The 15,625-nt window shown below is 65.4% G+C and carries 15 protein-coding genes and 2 pseudogenes; 9 read left to right on the forward strand and 8 right to left on the reverse strand.

Annotation, left to right across the window (positions count from 1 at the left end):
- Positions 1 to 49 precede the first annotated feature (49 nt).
- Positions 50 to 466 (reverse strand): annotated as a pseudogene (locus AC1MFL_RS19930) (aminotransferase class I/II-fold pyridoxal phosphate-dependent enzyme); the annotation flags it as partial.
- Between the two features lie 38 nt (positions 467 to 504).
- Between AC1MFL_RS19930 and AC1MFL_RS19935 the strand changes: the two are divergent.
- Positions 505 to 1,117 (forward strand): annotated as a pseudogene (locus tag AC1MFL_RS19935) (EamA family transporter).
- 34 nt (positions 1,118 to 1,151) lie between these two features.
- On the opposite strand, the gene AC1MFL_RS19940 reads toward AC1MFL_RS19935, so the two are convergent.
- Complete coding sequence (locus AC1MFL_RS19940) at positions 1,152 to 1,454, reverse strand: hypothetical protein (RefSeq protein WP_479812285.1); 303 nt, start codon at positions 1,452 to 1,454, stop codon at positions 1,152 to 1,154.
- Positions 1,455 to 1,593: 139 nt separating this feature from the next.
- Here AC1MFL_RS19940 and AC1MFL_RS19945 point away from each other — a divergent pair, with 139 nt between their 5' ends.
- From AC1MFL_RS19945 to AC1MFL_RS19955, 3 genes are all read left to right on the forward strand, one after another.
- Positions 1,594 to 1,845 carry a hypothetical protein gene (locus tag AC1MFL_RS19945; RefSeq protein ID WP_479812287.1) on the forward strand — a complete coding sequence of 84 codons (252 nt, stop codon included), beginning with the start codon at positions 1,594 to 1,596 and terminating at the stop codon, positions 1,843 to 1,845.
- A gap of 108 nt (positions 1,846 to 1,953) precedes the next feature.
- Positions 1,954 to 3,090 (forward strand): MFS transporter, encoded by a 1,137-nt coding sequence (locus tag AC1MFL_RS19950; protein WP_479812289.1) that lies wholly within the window; start codon positions 1,954 to 1,956, stop codon positions 3,088 to 3,090.
- Positions 3,091 to 3,362: 272 nt separating this feature from the next.
- On the forward strand, positions 3,363 to 4,055 hold the full coding sequence (locus tag AC1MFL_RS19955) for a hypothetical protein (protein WP_479812291.1): 693 nt from the start codon (positions 3,363 to 3,365) through the stop codon (positions 4,053 to 4,055).
- A 66-nt stretch (positions 4,056 to 4,121) separates the two neighbouring features.
- Here AC1MFL_RS19955 and AC1MFL_RS19960 read toward each other — a convergent pair whose 3' ends face one another.
- A complete protein-coding gene (locus AC1MFL_RS19960) occupies positions 4,122 to 4,457 on the reverse strand; it encodes an alpha/beta fold hydrolase (RefSeq protein ID WP_479812293.1) in 336 nt (111 codons plus the stop codon).
- Positions 4,458 to 4,514: 57 nt separating this feature from the next.
- On the reverse strand, positions 4,515 to 4,901 hold the full coding sequence (locus tag AC1MFL_RS19965) for an alpha/beta fold hydrolase (protein ID WP_479812294.1): 387 nt from the start codon (positions 4,899 to 4,901) through the stop codon (positions 4,515 to 4,517).
- A 240-nt stretch (positions 4,902 to 5,141) separates the two neighbouring features.
- Here AC1MFL_RS19965 and AC1MFL_RS19970 point away from each other — a divergent pair, with 240 nt between their 5' ends.
- From AC1MFL_RS19970 to AC1MFL_RS19980, 3 genes are all read left to right on the forward strand, one after another.
- On the forward strand, positions 5,142 to 6,035 hold the full coding sequence (locus AC1MFL_RS19970) for an SRPBCC family protein (RefSeq protein WP_479812295.1): 894 nt from the start codon (positions 5,142 to 5,144) through the stop codon (positions 6,033 to 6,035).
- A gap of 154 nt (positions 6,036 to 6,189) precedes the next feature.
- Positions 6,190 to 6,537, forward strand: coding sequence for a hypothetical protein (locus AC1MFL_RS19975; protein WP_479812297.1), 348 nt, complete (start codon positions 6,190 to 6,192; stop codon positions 6,535 to 6,537).
- A gap of 291 nt (positions 6,538 to 6,828) precedes the next feature.
- Positions 6,829 to 7,893, forward strand: coding sequence for a sodium:calcium antiporter (locus tag AC1MFL_RS19980; protein ID WP_479812298.1), 1,065 nt, complete (start codon positions 6,829 to 6,831; stop codon positions 7,891 to 7,893).
- Between the two features lie 504 nt (positions 7,894 to 8,397).
- On the opposite strand, the gene AC1MFL_RS19985 is transcribed toward AC1MFL_RS19980, so the two are convergent.
- The 4 genes from AC1MFL_RS19985 to AC1MFL_RS20000 all read right to left on the reverse strand — a co-directional run bounded on the left by AC1MFL_RS19985 (position 8,398) and on the right by AC1MFL_RS20000 (position 14,032).
- Positions 8,398 to 9,672, reverse strand: a complete 1,275-nt coding sequence (locus tag AC1MFL_RS19985; protein ID WP_479815592.1) for an MFS transporter — start codon at positions 9,670 to 9,672, stop codon at positions 8,398 to 8,400.
- A 320-nt stretch (positions 9,673 to 9,992) separates the two neighbouring features.
- The gene (locus tag AC1MFL_RS19990) at positions 9,993 to 10,214 is read right to left on the reverse strand and encodes a M23 family metallopeptidase (protein ID WP_479812300.1); all 222 of its coding nucleotides are present in this window, start codon (positions 10,212 to 10,214) and stop codon (positions 9,993 to 9,995) included.
- Between the two features lie 383 nt (positions 10,215 to 10,597).
- Positions 10,598 to 12,601 (reverse strand): vWA domain-containing protein, encoded by a 2,004-nt coding sequence (locus tag AC1MFL_RS19995; RefSeq protein ID WP_479812301.1) that lies wholly within the window; start codon positions 12,599 to 12,601, stop codon positions 10,598 to 10,600.
- Positions 12,602 to 12,643: 42 nt separating this feature from the next.
- Positions 12,644 to 14,032 carry a sigma 54-interacting transcriptional regulator gene (locus AC1MFL_RS20000; protein WP_479812303.1) on the reverse strand — a complete coding sequence of 463 codons (1,389 nt, stop codon included), beginning with the start codon at positions 14,030 to 14,032 and terminating at the stop codon, positions 12,644 to 12,646.
- 92 nt (positions 14,033 to 14,124) lie between these two features.
- Here AC1MFL_RS20000 and AC1MFL_RS20005 point away from each other — a divergent pair, with 92 nt between their 5' ends.
- Positions 14,125 to 14,796, forward strand: coding sequence for an MSMEG_4193 family putative phosphomutase (locus tag AC1MFL_RS20005; protein ID WP_479812305.1), 672 nt, complete (start codon positions 14,125 to 14,127; stop codon positions 14,794 to 14,796).
- Between the two features lie 13 nt (positions 14,797 to 14,809).
- Positions 14,810 to 15,511 carry an SCO1664 family protein gene (locus AC1MFL_RS20010; protein WP_479812306.1) on the forward strand — a complete coding sequence of 234 codons (702 nt, stop codon included), beginning with the start codon at positions 14,810 to 14,812 and terminating at the stop codon, positions 15,509 to 15,511.
- The last annotated feature ends 114 nt before the right edge of the window (positions 15,512 to 15,625 follow it).

A 15,625-nucleotide genomic window follows, 5' to 3' on the forward strand; every position in this document is an offset into this window, starting at 1 on the left:
AGATTATCCTGCGGCGATATCGCCGCTTGTCAGCGGTTGTTGCGTTCCAGCGGGCAAGCCGTTCGAGGTCCGTCCCGTCGGGCAGGCATGCCCAGAAGTTCAGTCCCCCCGCTCGGTACGGGTTCGATATGGGCCTGCGGGGCATGCTCCCTCAGGCTGCCGACCAGCAGGTCGCGGCGGGCCTGGAGCTGGTGGTCGAGGCCGCGAAGGTGCGTCTGCCACGCAGGTTGCGTGACGACGTCGAGAGCCGCTGCCTGCAGCACCCCGCTGACGTACATCGGTTCGGCACCCGGTCGGCCAGAATACGCTCGCGCGCCGGTCCCCGAGCGATCACGGCGGCAACGCGGATGCCCGGGGACACGCTCTTGGTCAGGGGGTGAAGCTAGACGACGTGCCGGGAGCTGTCGCCGGATGCCACGGGCACGGCGGTGGTGGTGATGCCGACATCGTGGGCCCAATCGTCCTCACAGGGCCTAGTTCGGCTGTGCATAGAACAGGCAGCGACTGCCGCGCGGCGTCCCGTGGGCGCGCCTGGCCGTTGTCGCCGGCGGGATCGTCGTCGGCTTCCCGCTGTTGACGTCGTTCGCGCTCTCCGCCGTCCCCGCCAGTCACGGCGGTCACCGCGCTGCTGCCTGCCCGGACTGCAACAACGGCAGTGCTCCGCGGCAGGGAACGCCCACCGCCGGCGTTCTGGCTCATCACCGGTGTCGGCGCGGCGGCGGCGATCGCCTCCGCCTCCGCACAGTCCGGTGGAATCGGACAGCTACACAGGTCAGATCTGCTGCTCTTCGGTGCCGTCGTGGCCGCAGCCGTTGGCTACGCGGAGGGCGGGCTGCTCGCGCGCGAACTCGGCGCCTGGCACACAGTCTCCTGGGCCCTCGTTCCCGCTTCTCCCCTGATGGTTTTCCTGGCGGCCCTCCCGATGTCCCAGCAGCCGCCCTCGGGCACGGCCCTGCAGTGGGCCGCCTTTGCCTACCTCGGCGTCTGCTGGGCCGGGCGACCGCTCGGCGAGCAGCTGGCCTGGAGGATCATCGTCGGCGGCGTGGCCGTCATTCTCTGCGCCGGTCTTGCCGTCCGCACACGGCTCAGCGCCCCTCCGTCCAACCGGCCGCAATGAGCCCGGCCGCCTTCACGCACGGTTAGCCGGGGAGTCAGCGGGCGTCCACCCTTTCGATGGACACCGTCTCGATGATCCTGGTCGATGGCTCACCGACGATCGCCGGCGCCGTCACGCCGGTTTTCCACGTATCGTTCTGCAGCCGCGCCAGGAAATCCACGGCAGCCTCCTGCGTATCGAAATCCATCTCCAGCATCACGTAGTCCTCCTGGTCGAGCGGACGCGAGATCCGATAGGAGCGCACCCCCGACGCCGCGCGGTCCAGTGGGTCGCTGTCGAAAGCCCTCCTCCACATGCCGAAGTCACGGACTCGATGTTCGATCTGCAGGGTAATCATGGGGCACTCCTGTCGACGGTTCTGGAAGCCCAACTGTAGGCCCGAAAGGCTCCCCAAAGTAAGGTGCAGGGCGGCGGCAGTATCCCGGAGCGCTGATCGTCCAGGCTCCGGAGCCGGGAGCGCTGCACACGAACTATTCGTGCTTGAGAGTCCATACCTGTGCGCGGACCATGACTTCCATGCGCGCAAGGACTTCCGGCACGCTCGCGCAACCGTGAGTACCGGGGCAGCGGCAACGGCTCGGACTGCATCCGGGCTCGTCCTGGCGGTGCTGGGCGGCAGCCAGTTCCTGATGACCCTGGACAGTTCGGTGATGAATGTTTCGATGGCCACCGTGGCCGCCGCCGGGCGTTCGCCCTCGGCCTGGTCATCTACGCAGCCGGCTCGTTAACAACGGCCCTGGCCCCCAACCTCAGCATCATTCTGCTGGGCTGGTCCCTCCTGGAGGGGATCGGTGCGGCACTGATCATGCCCGCGATCGTCTCGCTGCATTGTCCTGATGATCCTGCTGCTCCTGCGCAAAGTCGAGGACATCCCGCCGGCCAGGATCCGGCTCGATCTCGCGGGTGCCGGACTTTCGATTCTCGGGCTCGGGCTGACTGTCTTTGGGGTGCTGCGTTCCGGTGAATGGGGCTGGGTCCAGTCCAAACCCGGCGCGCCGATGATGCTCGGCCTCTCCCCCGTTGTGTGGCTGCTGATCGGCGGGATGCTTGTCCTGTATGTGTTCGTGCGGCGGACCTCGCACCTTGCTGCAATCGGAAGGGATCCGCTGATCGACCCCGGGCTTTTCCGGAACCAGCGCCTTACCGGCGGCCTCAGCGGATTCTTCGCTCAATTCCTGGTGCAGGCCGGCGTGTTCTTCACCATCCCGCTGTTCCTGTCGGTGGTGCTGGAACTGAGCGCACTGGAAACCGGGATTCGGATCTTTCCGCTATCTGTGGCGCTGGTTCTGGCCGCCACCGGAATCCCCAAGGTCAGGCCACAGGCGAACCCCCGCAGAGTCGTCCGGCTGGGGTTCTTTCTGATGATCGCCGGCATCCTCATCCTCGTTGCCGGGATGGACCCCGGCGCGGACGCACGCATTGTCGCCGTTCCCATGCTGCTGATGGGCTTCGGCCTGGGAGCAATGTCCTCGCAGCTCGGGGCCATCACTGTTTCCGCCGTACCGGACTCGCAGTCCGCGGAGGTCGGCGGCCTCCAGAACACTGCCACCAACCTCGGGGCCTCCCTGGGGACCGCCTTGATCGGATCGGTACTCATTGCCACCCTGGGCGCTTCATTCGCGGCAGGCACCCAGGACAATCCCGCCGTTCCCGCCACCGTTCAGGAGCAGGCCAAGGTCCAGCTGGCCAGCGGCGTTTCGTTCATTTCCGACACCCAGCTTCAGAGCGCGCTGGACACTGCAGGAGTGGACCAGGCGACGGCGGATGCCATCATGTCCGTCAACTCCGCCTCCCGTCTGGAGGCCCTGCGGACGGCGCTGGCCCTGACGGTGCTGCTGGCGATCGCGGCATTATTTGTGACTGGATGGCTTCCCGCGGAGCCCGTCGGCGCGCCGGACCAGCCGCCGGTCGCTGCGCACCCCGCCGACGTCGAGCCCTCCGGCGTCGAGCCCCCCGGCTACGGGCCCGGATGATTTAGCCCTTGTCGGAGAGCCCGCGTTCCGCCCGGAAGAGCCCACCAAGCGGGACGCCAGGCATGAAAATGTCACAACGGCGTGCCTGCCTGCCACTAGACTGAGACCGGCTCTCCAGTCCCCCCAGCTTGGAGAGCCGGAGCCTCCGCGCTTGAGTCCTGGACTCGCGCGGAGGCTTCCCCAGCGACCTGACCTCAAGCGCTGAAGACGGCCTGCCCCTCAGAGAGCGCGCCCATGCCGGGATGAACCGCTGCTTTGCCTAGACTCGGCGGATGTCTGATACTGCAAACCTGAAAAACAATGCCGAACACCGCTGGCCGGCAGTAATCGGGCTGCTCATTGCGCTGGGCCTCTATGCCGCCCTGCCCAGCTCCTTCCTGCCGGTCATCCGCTATACCGTGGTGGGAATCGGACTCGTGATGCTGATTCCCTTGCTGATCCTGAACCCCCGCCGCCTGCAGAAAGAGACACGCTGGTCCAAACGATTGGCCACGGGCCAGGCACTCCTCCTTGTCGCCGCCAATGGCGTCGCCCTGGTGCAACTCATCATTCTGCTGACCGCCTCCGGTGGCGGTGACGGGCGCACGCTCCTTCTGGCGGCACTGCAGATCTGGGTAACGAACATCATCGCGTTCGCCCTGGTCTTCTGGGAACTTGACCGCGGCGGCCCGGTCGCACGGAGGAACTCCCATCGGGAAAACCTCCCGGCTGCTGACTTCCGCTTTCCCCAGGACGAAGACCACGACGCCGTCACGGAAGTTGCGACGCGGTCCTCCGTCAAAAGCGGCTGGGTCGCCTCCTTCGTTGACTACGCATATTTCTCCCTGTCCAACTCCATGGCCTTCAGCCCCACCGACACCATGCCCTTGTCGCCACGGGCCAAGATGATGATGGGACTCGAAGCCGCCGGAGGATTCGTTCTCCTGGCCCTCGTCATCGCCCACGCCGTCTCCCTGCTGGGGTAGTCCTTCTCCACGGCCGTGGCTTCCGGTTTTTTGGTATAGGCCGCCGAAGACGGCGGCCGCTTCCCCCTACGCTGAAGTGCTGTTGAAGAATTCGATCAGCACCGGTGCGACAGCCTCGTCGGAGACTGCGTGGTTTTGGCCTTCCAGCTGTACTTTTCTCATGCCAGGAACGGCTGCGGCGACGGCATTGATGGCATTCCCGGCCCAGGACGGGCTCGCACCACCGTAGATTCCGAGCACGGGAACTTGAATGTTCGACAGTCTCTCCGGGACGGTTCCGTCGCTTGTCAGGGTGAGGTCATACCGCAGGGTGTGGGCAACGCCGAGGAGCGCGGGCCACCACGGCATTGTCTTGATGCCTTCATCGAAGTCAGAGCCCGTATGGCGGATGAACATTTCCACGGCGCTTTCCCGGTCTCCCTCGTTCAGTGTCTTCTGGACCCGGTCCCTGAAGTTCTTTCACGACTCTTCGGGGGCGTGCCCGGTGAGATATGGCGGTTCGTAGACCGCCAGCTTGGTTATGGCCGCTCCGCCGGCCGTTGCTTCGAGTGCCAGGATGGCACCCGAGGAGTGTCCGTAGGCGTAGGCCGAACCTCCTGCCGCAGCGATCAGCGCTTTCAAATCCTCGATTTCACGCCCCGGGCTGTAGGGAAGCGTGTCGGAGCTCTCGCCCCTCCCGCGGCGGTCGTAAGCGTAGACGGTGAAGTGCGGGGCCAGCCGAGGCACCAGCGTGTCGGTCGAACGTCGGCTGTTCAGTGCACCGCCGATGATGATCAGGGCTGGTCCTTCACCTGTCCGTTCGAAGGCGATTTCTGTGCCGTCGGCGGAACGCTGGATTTCAGTCATTTTCTGGTCCTGTTCTTCAGTGCCGGATGTCGCGCCGGTTAGCGGGAATGCTGAAGTTCATGTCATCCAAACATGTTCGATGGAGGAAGCCCAGGGAAGATGGTCAAAGACCACCCCCATTGGGCCGCCGGGGAAAATCTGGTTGCACCTCTGGCTGCCATGCGCGCTCACGGATATAGTAAGCACACTGATGATTAGTGAACATGTCGTCAGTTCCCGAGTCCAGTCAAAGGAGAGATCGTGAGCACCAAGGTGGAAAAGCGGATCCTGGTCAACGTTCCCGTCAGCGTGGCCTACAACCAGTGGACGCAGTTCGAGGATTTTCCCCACTTCATGGGCGGGGTGAAGAGCGTCAAACAACTCAGCGACGACCGGCTGGAGTGGATTGCAGAAATCGCCGGGGTTCGCCGCCAATGGCAGGCCAGGATCCTGGAGCAGGTTCCGGACCGCAAAGTGGCATGGGCCGCGACCGAGGGCGCCACCAATGCAGGGCAGGTGTCCTTCGAAGATCTCGGGGGCGGTCAGACCTCGGTTCACCTGTCGCTTGAATATGAGCCCCAAGGTCTCGTGGAAAGAGTCGGCGACAAACTGAACATCGTGGACAAACAGGCCGAGAACGACCTCAACCGGTTCAAGACATTCATTGAAGATGAGGGCTATGCGACAGGCGCGTGGCGGGGAACCGTCAGTGAAGGGGCCCCTTCGGGTGCGCCAGGCGTTGAAACGGCGGCTGCCTCCCGGGGAGACGGCGGCAAAGCCGGAGTCTCGAGCAAAGTCGTTGCCGGCGTAGGACTCGCTGCGGCGGCTGCGGTCGGCGTTGCGGCTGCAGCAGGCGCCAAAGATTCAGAAGGAGACCCTGCACCCCGGGCAGCAAAAGCTGTGCCTCCCACGGGCACCGCAGGCAGCGTCTTCCCTGGTGAGGGACTCGCCCAGGGCGCAAACCGGCCCGGGAACGAAAGGGTTGGCCGGTCCGATGCCAAGCCCTTCGATCAGACCAACGGCCTCGTTGATACTGAGGGAGATTCCGACGAGACGGCCCTGGGCGACACCTTGAGCGAGGCCGACCGCGAGAGGCGCACAGGAGGCGGACCCGGCACGGTCCCACCTGCCGGAGGAAGCCTGGGTCAGCACTGACCTTTCGATCCAGCGCGGACCGCCGGCGCCATCCGCGCGTCGGCGGGTCCCTCTGGCCCTTCAAGCCGACGACGGAGCCCGCGCCACGCTGAAAGGCGTCGCCCAGGACGGGACGGTGCAGGAAAATGGAAGTGCAACGGAGCGGAGTCAAGCCATGACTATAAAAGTCAACAATGCGGCGCTGGGTCATGCCCGGCAGCTGATCAGGGACGCCAGAATTGCCCGGGACACGCGCGACGACTGGAGCGAACATGCCCCTGACGCCGACCAGGAAAATGAGTTCATCGACAAGCACGGGTACGTCGAATACGGGAAATGGCACCTCGGCATCGACAGTGAAAAATCAAACGGGACGAAGGGACGCTACAGCTTTCCCTTTGGCGATTTCCGCCGGCTGCACCGCTGCGCAATTCTTGCCATCGAGAATCGGGCAGCCCAATACGACCACAACGACATCGCCAAAGCAGCGAAATCCCTGCTCGACGAACTCGACAAGGGCTAACCGGCCGCAGTTCCCCAAACCAGAAGAGCCCAAACCCCGCACTTATGAGCGCGCACACACTGCCGCTGCCAGTAGCGTCACGGGAAAACCCACTACGCAGCGATGCTCCCGTCCAGAGCCCAGAGCCCAGGGCAGTCCGGGCCGGGCTCCACATATATAGCTTTTGTAGCTTGCGTGATGGGGCCGTGCCGAACTCTACTTCTTGTAGGAACTTCTTCAGCTGGGCGACCGAAATCCCTACGGCAGCTCACCCGGATGCGACCCCGAACCTCACGAGGGAAAGGAATGGTTGTGGAATCTTTGCCGATGGGGCTCCTGGCGCTAATTTTCGCCGCTGCTGCGGCAGTGATCTGGGTGGCAGGAATCCAGTTGTCCAGACAAACAGATGTGATTGATGCACGCTTTCATCTTGGCTCCGCTATTGGCGGGCTGGTTCTTTTGGCAATCGCGACGAACCTGCCGGAAATTGCCATCACATTCAGTGCCGCTTCGGCCGGCAACGTCGGAGTAGCGGTCGGCAATATCCTCGGCGGCATCGCCATCCAGACCGTAGTCCTCGTTGTCCTGGATGTCTTGGGGAACAAGGGCACACAACCCCTCAGTTACCGGGCCGGGTCCCTTTCCCTGGTCATCGAGGCCATCACCGTGGTAGGTGTGCTCGGCGTCGTTGTCGCGGGGAGTCAGATGCCGCCGGGCCTGGTCCTGTTCCGGCTCACCCCTGCATCGGTGCTGATCGTGTTGATCTGGGTACTGGGCCTCTTCCTGGTGCAACGGTCCCAGAAGTCCCTCCCCTGGCACGACCAGGGCCACGCTCCTGACAGCCAGGCCCAGCGTAAAGGTCATAGCAAGACGCCCAGGCCAGGCGGCAAGAAGTCACCCCGCACGGGCAGGTCAATACTGGTCTTCCTGGTCGCGGCAGCCGCGACCCTCGGCGCGGGCGTGGCACTGGAACGCAGCGGTGATGCCATCGCAGGACATATTGGGCTCTCAGGCGTCCTCTTTGGTGCGACCTTCCTCGCGTTGGCAACAGCCCTGCCGGAGATATCCACCGGCCTGACATCGGTGAAACAAGGCGACTACAAGCTGGCTTTCAGCGACATTTTCGGCGGCAACGCCTTTCTTCCCGTGCTTTTCCTTGCAGCTGTGCTGATATCGGGCAAACCCGTTCTGCCGCAGGCGCACGCCACCGACATCTACCTCACTGCTGTCGCAATCCTTCTGACGCTCGTCTACATGCTCGGGCTGATTTTCCGGCCAAAACGCAAGATTCTTGGTATGGGCCTGGACTCACTCGTAGTCCTCGTTCTCTACCTGTTGGGTGTCGCCGGACTGTTTGCAGTTGCCGCGCCGGCGTAACGTCCGCCAGACATGGCAAAGTCACCACGAAATCCTTGAACCATGAGCCCTGGTGGTGCATTTTTGACGTTTCCTGGAGGCAGACACGCCAATGGGCGGAACAGGCGCTAGGGAAACGTTAAGACTTCACTCGCTCCGGCTGCCGCGCCGCCGGCCAAAGGTAGCGTGGGGACTACGCCGTCCCTGCAGAGTCCCCCAATGATGCAGGGACGGCGCTTTGCAGGCCCGGGAAGTCGTACTCCCCGAACACGACCGCGGCCGCGCAGCTCCTCCACTCCGCTTCCAGGTACTGGCCCGACGATGTCCTTTGCGGGGAGGACTGCGATGATTTCGAGATCTTTCAGCAGGACCAATATCTCCTCTTGGTCAGCGGTGTTCAGGTTACTCGAAGCCCCCAGCCGCCATCCACTGGGCAAAGTCGCCCGCCGGCGGCCTGGGTGCTTCCGGCGGCGGCCTGCCAAAACCCGGGCCTCCCGTCCCGGGTCGTCAACTTACCCAGCGTGCCTATGATGGCCGGGATTCCGCATCCGCCGCCCCGGTGGAGGCGTTGGCCTGGTCAGCCGGATGGTGCTGCCGGCGGCTCGCCAGCAGGAAGGGCACCGCGATCAGCTGGAGTATGCCGCCGATCGCCAGCGAGGCCGCGTATCCGGAGACATCGGCGGCCCGACCGAGCAGCGGCTGCACCACCACACCACCGCTTGAGCCCATAAGCGAGTCGAAGCTGAGCACTGTTGCCCGTTGCTTCGAGGCAATCATGTCGTTCAGGTAGGACTGCCGCACCGGGATCCCTGTTGCGTCAACGAGGGCCCACAGCGCCAGGAGTACCAGGGCCACCCAGAACAACCGGGTGAAGCCAAGCACAAGCAGGTTGATCGCGCTGATCCCGACACTGAGAATCAGCACCGTCGTGCGTTTGCGGACCAGACGCCGGATCCGGGGCGCCAGCCACCCGCCGACCACCTCGGCGCCTGCCACGATGGCCGCCGCCAGTCCGGCCACAGAGTACGCCCGCGGGTCTCCGTAAAGCGCAAGCAGGTACGGCTGCAGGGCGTAAAACACGTAGATTCCGACGCCGGCGCTGAACGGAGCGGCCAGCATCACGTAACGTACCGGCGGGTTCTTCAATCCGTTCTCCACCGACGCGGCAAGAACGGCCCGGGTCGCCTGCAGCGGGCGGCCCGAGCGTTCGGGCGTGAAACCGACGTCGTGCATCAGGCGCAGGGCCACGATGAACATGGCCAACAAGACGCCCACGCGAATCAGAAACGGCACGCCGAGATTGGTGGCCTGCGCGATAACACCGCCAGCCACCGAGCCGAAGAGCATTGCGATACCCGATACCATCACCCCGCGCCCGAGTACCGCCTCGAGGCCGCCTTCGTACCCGGAGAAGCGCAACGCGTCGACGAGCCAGGCCTCCACCGCCCCGGAGAAGAAGGTGAAGCCCAGACCGAGCAGAACAGACGCTGCCGCCCACAACCAGAACGGCGCAGAAAGCTGCCAGAGCAGGTAATACAAATACGTGGATATGGCCAGTGTCGCGGTGCCGAGCAGGAACGAGACGCGGCGCCCCCAACCGTCGGCAACCACTCCGGTGGGCACCTCAAACAGCACCATCCCGGCCGTAAAGAAGGCGTTCGCTGCAAAAGCCTCAAGGTTACTGAGTCCGGCGTCGAGCAGGAAGAGGGTGTTGATCCCCCAGATGAAGGAGGCCGCAAGGGTATTGCCCAGCGTCAGCGTGAGATAGATGCGCTGGATCTTCCGGGCGGCGGCGTTCATCGGGTTGCCGTCCCCGCCACGGCGAGGGGCTGCCACGAGCCCATTCTCGTCTCCTTCGGCGGTACGCGCCAGAGAACGGCGCGGACAGCATGCGCCAGGCCGGCAATGCCCTGCTCTGGAGAGGAATCCGGGAAAGGCGCAGATTTGCGCCGTGGGCGGAGCAGGTTAGTTCCGACATTGGGACCGAGGCAAAGGAGCGCCATGCGGACGAAAAACTGGTACTAGCGTCCGATTGAGGGGATTTACGTGGACCCCTTTGACGATTGTTTCGAAATGCAGGTGGCGTCCTGTGGACGATCCCGGAGTGCCGACACGCGCAATTACCTCCCTACCTTCACAGACGCACCTTGCTGAACGGCGCTGGATTCCAAACGGTTGTAGGTTGTGATGATTCCGTTGCCATGGTCGATTTCGACGCGACTACCACCGCCGCAGGCATGCCACCCAACTGCCCGGGCCACGCCTGCGTCGGCCGCGTAAACACGGGTCCCGCACTTTGCCGCGAAGTCCTGTCCCCCAATGAAATTCCCCGGCAGCACCACTGAGTGGATTCATTCGGATTCCAAACGGAGAAGTCGGGTTAAGGGCGTCCAACGGCGCAAGCAGCGTTCCCGCGGAGGGGCGCACGAGTCCACGGGATGCGACGGTCATTTTGCGTGTACCGTCCGCGGCGATGGTTTCGACATCGACCCGTTCAAAAGACAGGAGACCGGCAGGGTCCACGACGACAGGAGGTGATCCCATTGACGTTGGGGGCGGAGTCGCCGCACCGAAACCCTGCTACCTTCGTAGGATTAAAATTTCCGGGCCGGCGATGCGGAAGAAATGCCCGAATAGGCAACCAAGTGTGCCCTCTGAACCGGATCTAGACGGCTTTGAGCGCGGAGTGGAAAGCGGTCTGGAAACCCGCTGACGCGGGTTCGTCCTACGAAACCCAGTCGGCCTCGTCGTAGGGGCGGCCGCGGAAGTGGGCGCGGAGGTACTCCCCCACCACGGCCGCCCCGAGTTCCCCGGGCTCGGGCGCTACGACCCGGCCGTCGACGCGGCGGACCATGCGCTGGATGAACTGCTCAAGGCTTGGGTCATCACCGAGCCGGAAGAACGTGGCTTGAGTCCCGGCTCGCCCCAGGCGGTCGAGCTCGGCCACTGTGACGCGGATGGTCTCCGGGTCGGGCGGCCAGGAGAACCACGACTCGCCGTCGGCCAGCAGGTGCGCGGTGGGTTCCCCGTCGGTCACTACCAGGAGGACGGGCTGCATCGACGGGTGCTGGCGGAAGAAACGACTGGCCAGCAGCAGACCGTGGTGCAGGTTGGTTCCCTGCTCCCGCAAAGGGTGTAGGGCCGTGAGCTCGCCGATGTCCATGGACTGCGCGTACCGGCCGAACGTGATCAGCTGCAGCCGGTCCCCGCGGAACCGGGTTGAGACGAGGTGGTGCAGGGCGAGTGCGGTGCGTTTCATCGGCACCCACCGGCCCTCGGCGGCCATCGAGAACGACACGTCGACGAGCAGGACCACGGCAGCCTGGGTGCGCGCCTCTGTCTCCGTCACCTCAATGTCGGCCACCCCCAGGCGCAATCCGCGGCCCGGATCACCGCCGTCGGCCATCGTGCGGCGGATGGCGTTTGTGATGGTGCGTGTGACGTCCCAAGGTTCGGCATCCCCGAACTCCCACTGACGGCTGGAGCCGGTCTGCTCGCCGGCCGCGCCGGCGGCCCGGGTGTCGCGGCGCCCCTGCCGGCCGGACAACTGCTTCGCGGTGTCCCGCAACAGCGACCTGCCGAGCCGCCGCATCGCCTGCGGCGACAGCTGGAGGGTGCCGTCGGTCCCGCGTCGCAGGTAGCCGCCGTCCTGCATCGCCCGTTCGATCTCCGCGAGGGTGCGTCCCGTCACGGCGGCATTCTGCCCAAGCTGGCGGGCAAGGGCGTCCAGGTCCAGATCGTCGAGGCTCGATCCGTTATGGGACTGGGACAGCTGTTCGGCCAGCTCGTCGAGTTCCGCGATGTCCTGGAGCACGCCGGTGCCGTCGCCCAGCCCCAGACCTTCCTGACCCTCGAAGCGTTCGGAGCCGGTCCAGTCCTCCCCGGGGCGCAGGGCGCGCAGGCTCGAGTCGAGCTGATCGAGCTGGGCCATGAGTTCGGGCGATCCGAAGGCCTGGGCCGACAGGCGCATCAGCTCATCCCGCTGCCCGGGGGACATGGATTGCAGGAGCCGCTGGCCCGCCGCCGCGCGCTGGGCGAGGGCGTCGACCAGCTCCTCGACTGACTGCGGGTTTTCCGGAAAGAACTGGCCGTGCTGCGACATGAACTCCTGAAAGTCCGCGTCGGTGTCTTCGCCGCGCCGGTGCTTGTCCAGCAGCTCGTTGAGGTCGCGCAGCATCCCGGTCACGGCTTCGCGGTCCTCATCTGTGGCGCTCTCAAGTGCTTCCTTCATGCCGGCGAACCGCTGGTCAAGGACCTCGCGGCCCAGCAGATCCTTGATCCGGTCGAAGGCTTCGCGGGCCGTGCTCGACTGCCAGTCGTAGGAGGCCAGTTCGTTGACCGCGGCTGCGGTGGACCGGGGCAGGTTCTGCAGCTGCATCTCCCGGAACGCCCGGTCGGTGTTGTCCATCATGGCGTCCCGGGCGAGCTGCTTGCGCTCCTCCAGCACCGCGGTGTCGAGCAGCTTCTGGACCTCGGTGAGGGTGCCATCCAGCCGGTGGCGGCCCAGCAGTTCGTTCCGGCGCTGTTGAACGCGGCCGGCGAGGTCGTCGAGCCCTTCCCGGTTGCGGCCGCCGCGGCGCAGGAACTCCTGCAGGGCGCGCCGGGGCGAGTAGCCCGCCATGACGTCCTCGGCGATCGCCTCGAGCGCCTCGGCCAGGTCCACCGGCGGGGCGAGGGGATCCGGTCCTCCCGTGTACCGGCCGTACCTGGACCGGTTGTGAACGCCCATGATGCTGCCTCCCTGTCCCTGCTTCAAGCCTTGGCCCAACTGCTAGCCGTAGATGGTTTCCTCGTCGTCGAACTCCTTGGCGATCCGCCGGGCAAGGAAGAGACCCTCCAGTGCAAGTTCGATTGCGGCGGCGCGCTGGCCGTCGTTGCTGGCGCCCAGGCGCCCGCTGATTTCGTCGTAGAGCCCGGAGCCATCAAGTGCCGGAAGATTTTCCAGGAACTCCCGCGCAGTGATCTGGTCACCGGTGGCCACGGTCCTGTGCCCGTCGAGCGCCGCCACGAGTGCACCCATATCGATGCCGTGGAAGTGCGCCCGGACGGCTTCCGCGGTGGCCATGCGCAGGAGGTGGTCCAGGATGTCCTGTTCCCGCCCTTCCTCTCCGGATTCGAACTCAATTTTGCCGGTGAGGACTTCGACGGCCGCCTCCAGGTCGACAATCCGTGCCACAGCCTCGTTCTCCCCCCGCACACTGGCCCGTCGCAACGCCGCCGCGGCGACGGTTTCGGCGCCCGCGATGGCGAACCGCGCCGAAACTCCGGAGGTCTGGTTGATGGCCGGGGACTGCCGCAGCGCGCGGGTGTAGCGGGCCAGGATTTCCAGGATGACGGGCGGGACATCGGCCACCAGCCGCCCCTCCTGCCGGATGACGGCCATCTCATCCTCGAGCTCGATCGGGTAGTGGGTGCGGATTTCCGCGCCGAAGCGGTCCTTCAGGGGCGTGATGATCCGGCCCCGGTTGGTGTAGTCCTCCGGGTTGGCAGACGCGACGACAAGCACGTCGAGCGGCAGCCGCAGCACGTAGCCACGGATCTGGATATCGCGCTCCTCCATCACGTTGAGCATCGCGACCTGGATCCGTTCGGCGAGGTCGGGCAGTTCATTGATGGCGATGATGCCGCGGTTGGAGCGCGGGACCAGGCCGTAGTGGATGGTTTCCGGGTCCCCGAGCCGGCGCCCCTCAGCCACCCGCATCGGATCGACGTCGCCGATGAGGTCGGCAACGGAGGTATCCGGCGTGGCAAGCTTCTCGACGTACCGTTCCGAGCGGTGGCGCCACGCCACGCGCAGCCGGTCCCCTTCGGTAAGTGCATGGGCGCGGGAATGCTCCGTGATCGGTTCGTAGGGGTGCTCGTTCAGTTCCGATCCCTCGATCACCGGCGACCACTCGTCAAGCAGCCCGACCAGGGTGCGGAGGAGCCGTGTCTTGCCCTGCCCCCGCTCGCCGAGCAGGACGACGTCGTGCCCTGCGATCAAGGCACGCTCAAGCTGGGGAAGGACGGTGCGGCTGAAGCCGTACATCCCCGGCCACGGATCACGGCCGACGGCGAGCGCGGCAAGCAGGTTGCCGCGGATCTCGTGGCGCAGGTCCTTGTGGACGTGCCCGGCTGCACGCAATTCACCAACGGTGAAGATATCGGGGCGATCACTCACCCCTCTAAGGTAGCCTCCAACCTGGGGCGAATCGAGGGAATTTCGCAAAATTCCAGCGCGCAGGCACCCGGAACGGCATACTCTGGGTGCTGATGAGTGCAACACCGCCGTCGAAACCCCCGACACCACATTCGACACCTGAGGGCACGCTCCTCCTCCTGGTGCGGCACGGGGAGACGCCCACCACGGGAAAGGTGCTGCCCGGACGCGCCCCGGGACTGCACCTGTCCGGGCGGGGCCAGGGCCAGGCGCAACGCGTCGCTGAACGGCTCGCAGGTCTTCGCATCGATGGCGTCTACTCCTCGCCGCTGGAACGCACCCTCGAGACTGCCGAACCCACGGCGGCCGCCACCGGCCTCGGGGTGAACGAGGATGCCGGCCTGATCGAGTGCGACTTCGGCGAATGGACCGGCGCCGAGCTCGCGGGGCTGGCAGCCTTGCCCGAGTGGCAGGCCGTACAGCACAGCCCGTCAGGCTTCCGCTTCCCGAACGGGGAGAGCTTCGCGGAGATGCAAGCCCGGATCGTCGGAGCGCTCGAGGCGCTGCGCGCGGCACACACCGGGGGCGTCGTTGTGTGCTTCTCCCATGCCGACCCGATCAAGGCCGCCGTGGCCCACGCCCTGGGCACGCATCTGGACCACTTCCAGCGGATCATCATCAATCCGGGTTCGGTCTCGGTCATCGCGTATGTGGAGGGTCAGGCGCCCGCCGTGCTGACGGTGAATTCCACCCTGGAGCCATTGAGCGCTCTGAGGGCGTCGTGAAAAGGGACAGCCGTTGTCCGGACGGGAGCTGACACTGCTCGGCGAGGGCGGCGTGGAACTGCTGGGGCGCATCCCGCGCGGCAGCAACGCGGCGTTCCTCGTCCTGGTCTCGTGCGGAGACGATTCGGCATACGCAGTCTACAAACCGGAGTCCGGGGAACGGCCGCTCTTGGATTTCGAGCTTGGGCTCTACCGTCGGGAACGTGCCGCATTTCTGTTGAGTGAGCACCTGGGGTGGGGCATAGTGCCGCCCACGGTGATCCGCGAGGACGCCCCCTTGGGGATCGGGTCGCTCCAGTGGTTCGTCGAGTGCGACTTCAGTGAGCACTACTTCACCCTGTACGCGGACTCACCCGCAACCCACAGCTTCCTGCTGAAGATAGCCCTGTTCGACTGCATCGCCAACAATACTGACCGCAAGAGCGGACACGTGCTGCGCGGCCACGACGGGCGCGTCTGGGGCATCGATCATGGGCTGTGTTTCTCGGCCGGCTTCAAACTCCGCACCGTGATCTGGGACTTCGCCGGCGCACCCATCCCCGCTGCCCTGCTCGAGGACATCACCCCCCTGGCAGAGGCCGTGCCGCCCGAAGTGGCGGGTCTCCTCGACGACGCGGAAGTCGCCGCCCTGCAGCGCCGGGTGCAGCGCTTGCTGCTCAGCGGGACGCTGCCGGTTGACCGCACCGGCATGCGGTACCCGTGGCCGCTCGTGTAACGGCGTGCCCCCCACGGCGACTTCAACCCGCGGCTGGCTGGGGACGTGCAGCCGTCCGCCGGCCTGGCGTCTGCGGATTTGAGCCTGCGCGGGGATGCGGTGCTTTGATCGCGC

Source organism: Arthrobacter sp. BG3, from assembly GCF_056680185.1.

Excerpts from the sequence above, each read along its gene's own strand:
- AC1MFL_RS20005 (WP_479812305.1), top strand. The coding sequence starts at position 14,125 with ATGAGTGCAACACCGCCGTCGAAACCCCCGACACCACATTCGACACCT.
- AC1MFL_RS19975 (WP_479812297.1), top strand. The coding sequence starts at position 6,190 with ATGACTATAAAAGTCAACAATGCGGCGCTGGGTCATGCCCGGCAGCTG.
- AC1MFL_RS19940 (WP_479812285.1), bottom strand. The coding sequence starts at position 1,454 with ATGATTACCCTGCAGATCGAACATCGAGTCCGTGACTTCGGCATGTGG.
- AC1MFL_RS19995 (WP_479812301.1), bottom strand. The coding sequence starts at position 12,601 with ATGGGCGTTCACAACCGGTCCAGGTACGGCCGGTACACGGGAGGACCG.
- AC1MFL_RS19950 (WP_479812289.1), top strand. The coding sequence starts at position 1,954 with ATGATCCTGCTGCTCCTGCGCAAAGTCGAGGACATCCCGCCGGCCAGG.
- AC1MFL_RS19955 (WP_479812291.1), top strand. The coding sequence starts at position 3,363 with ATGTCTGATACTGCAAACCTGAAAAACAATGCCGAACACCGCTGGCCG.
- AC1MFL_RS19985 (WP_479815592.1), bottom strand. The coding sequence starts at position 9,672 with ATGAACGCCGCCGCCCGGAAGATCCAGCGCATCTATCTCACGCTGACG.
- AC1MFL_RS19965 (WP_479812294.1), bottom strand. The coding sequence starts at position 4,901 with ATGACTGAAATCCAGCGTTCCGCCGACGGCACAGAAATCGCCTTCGAA.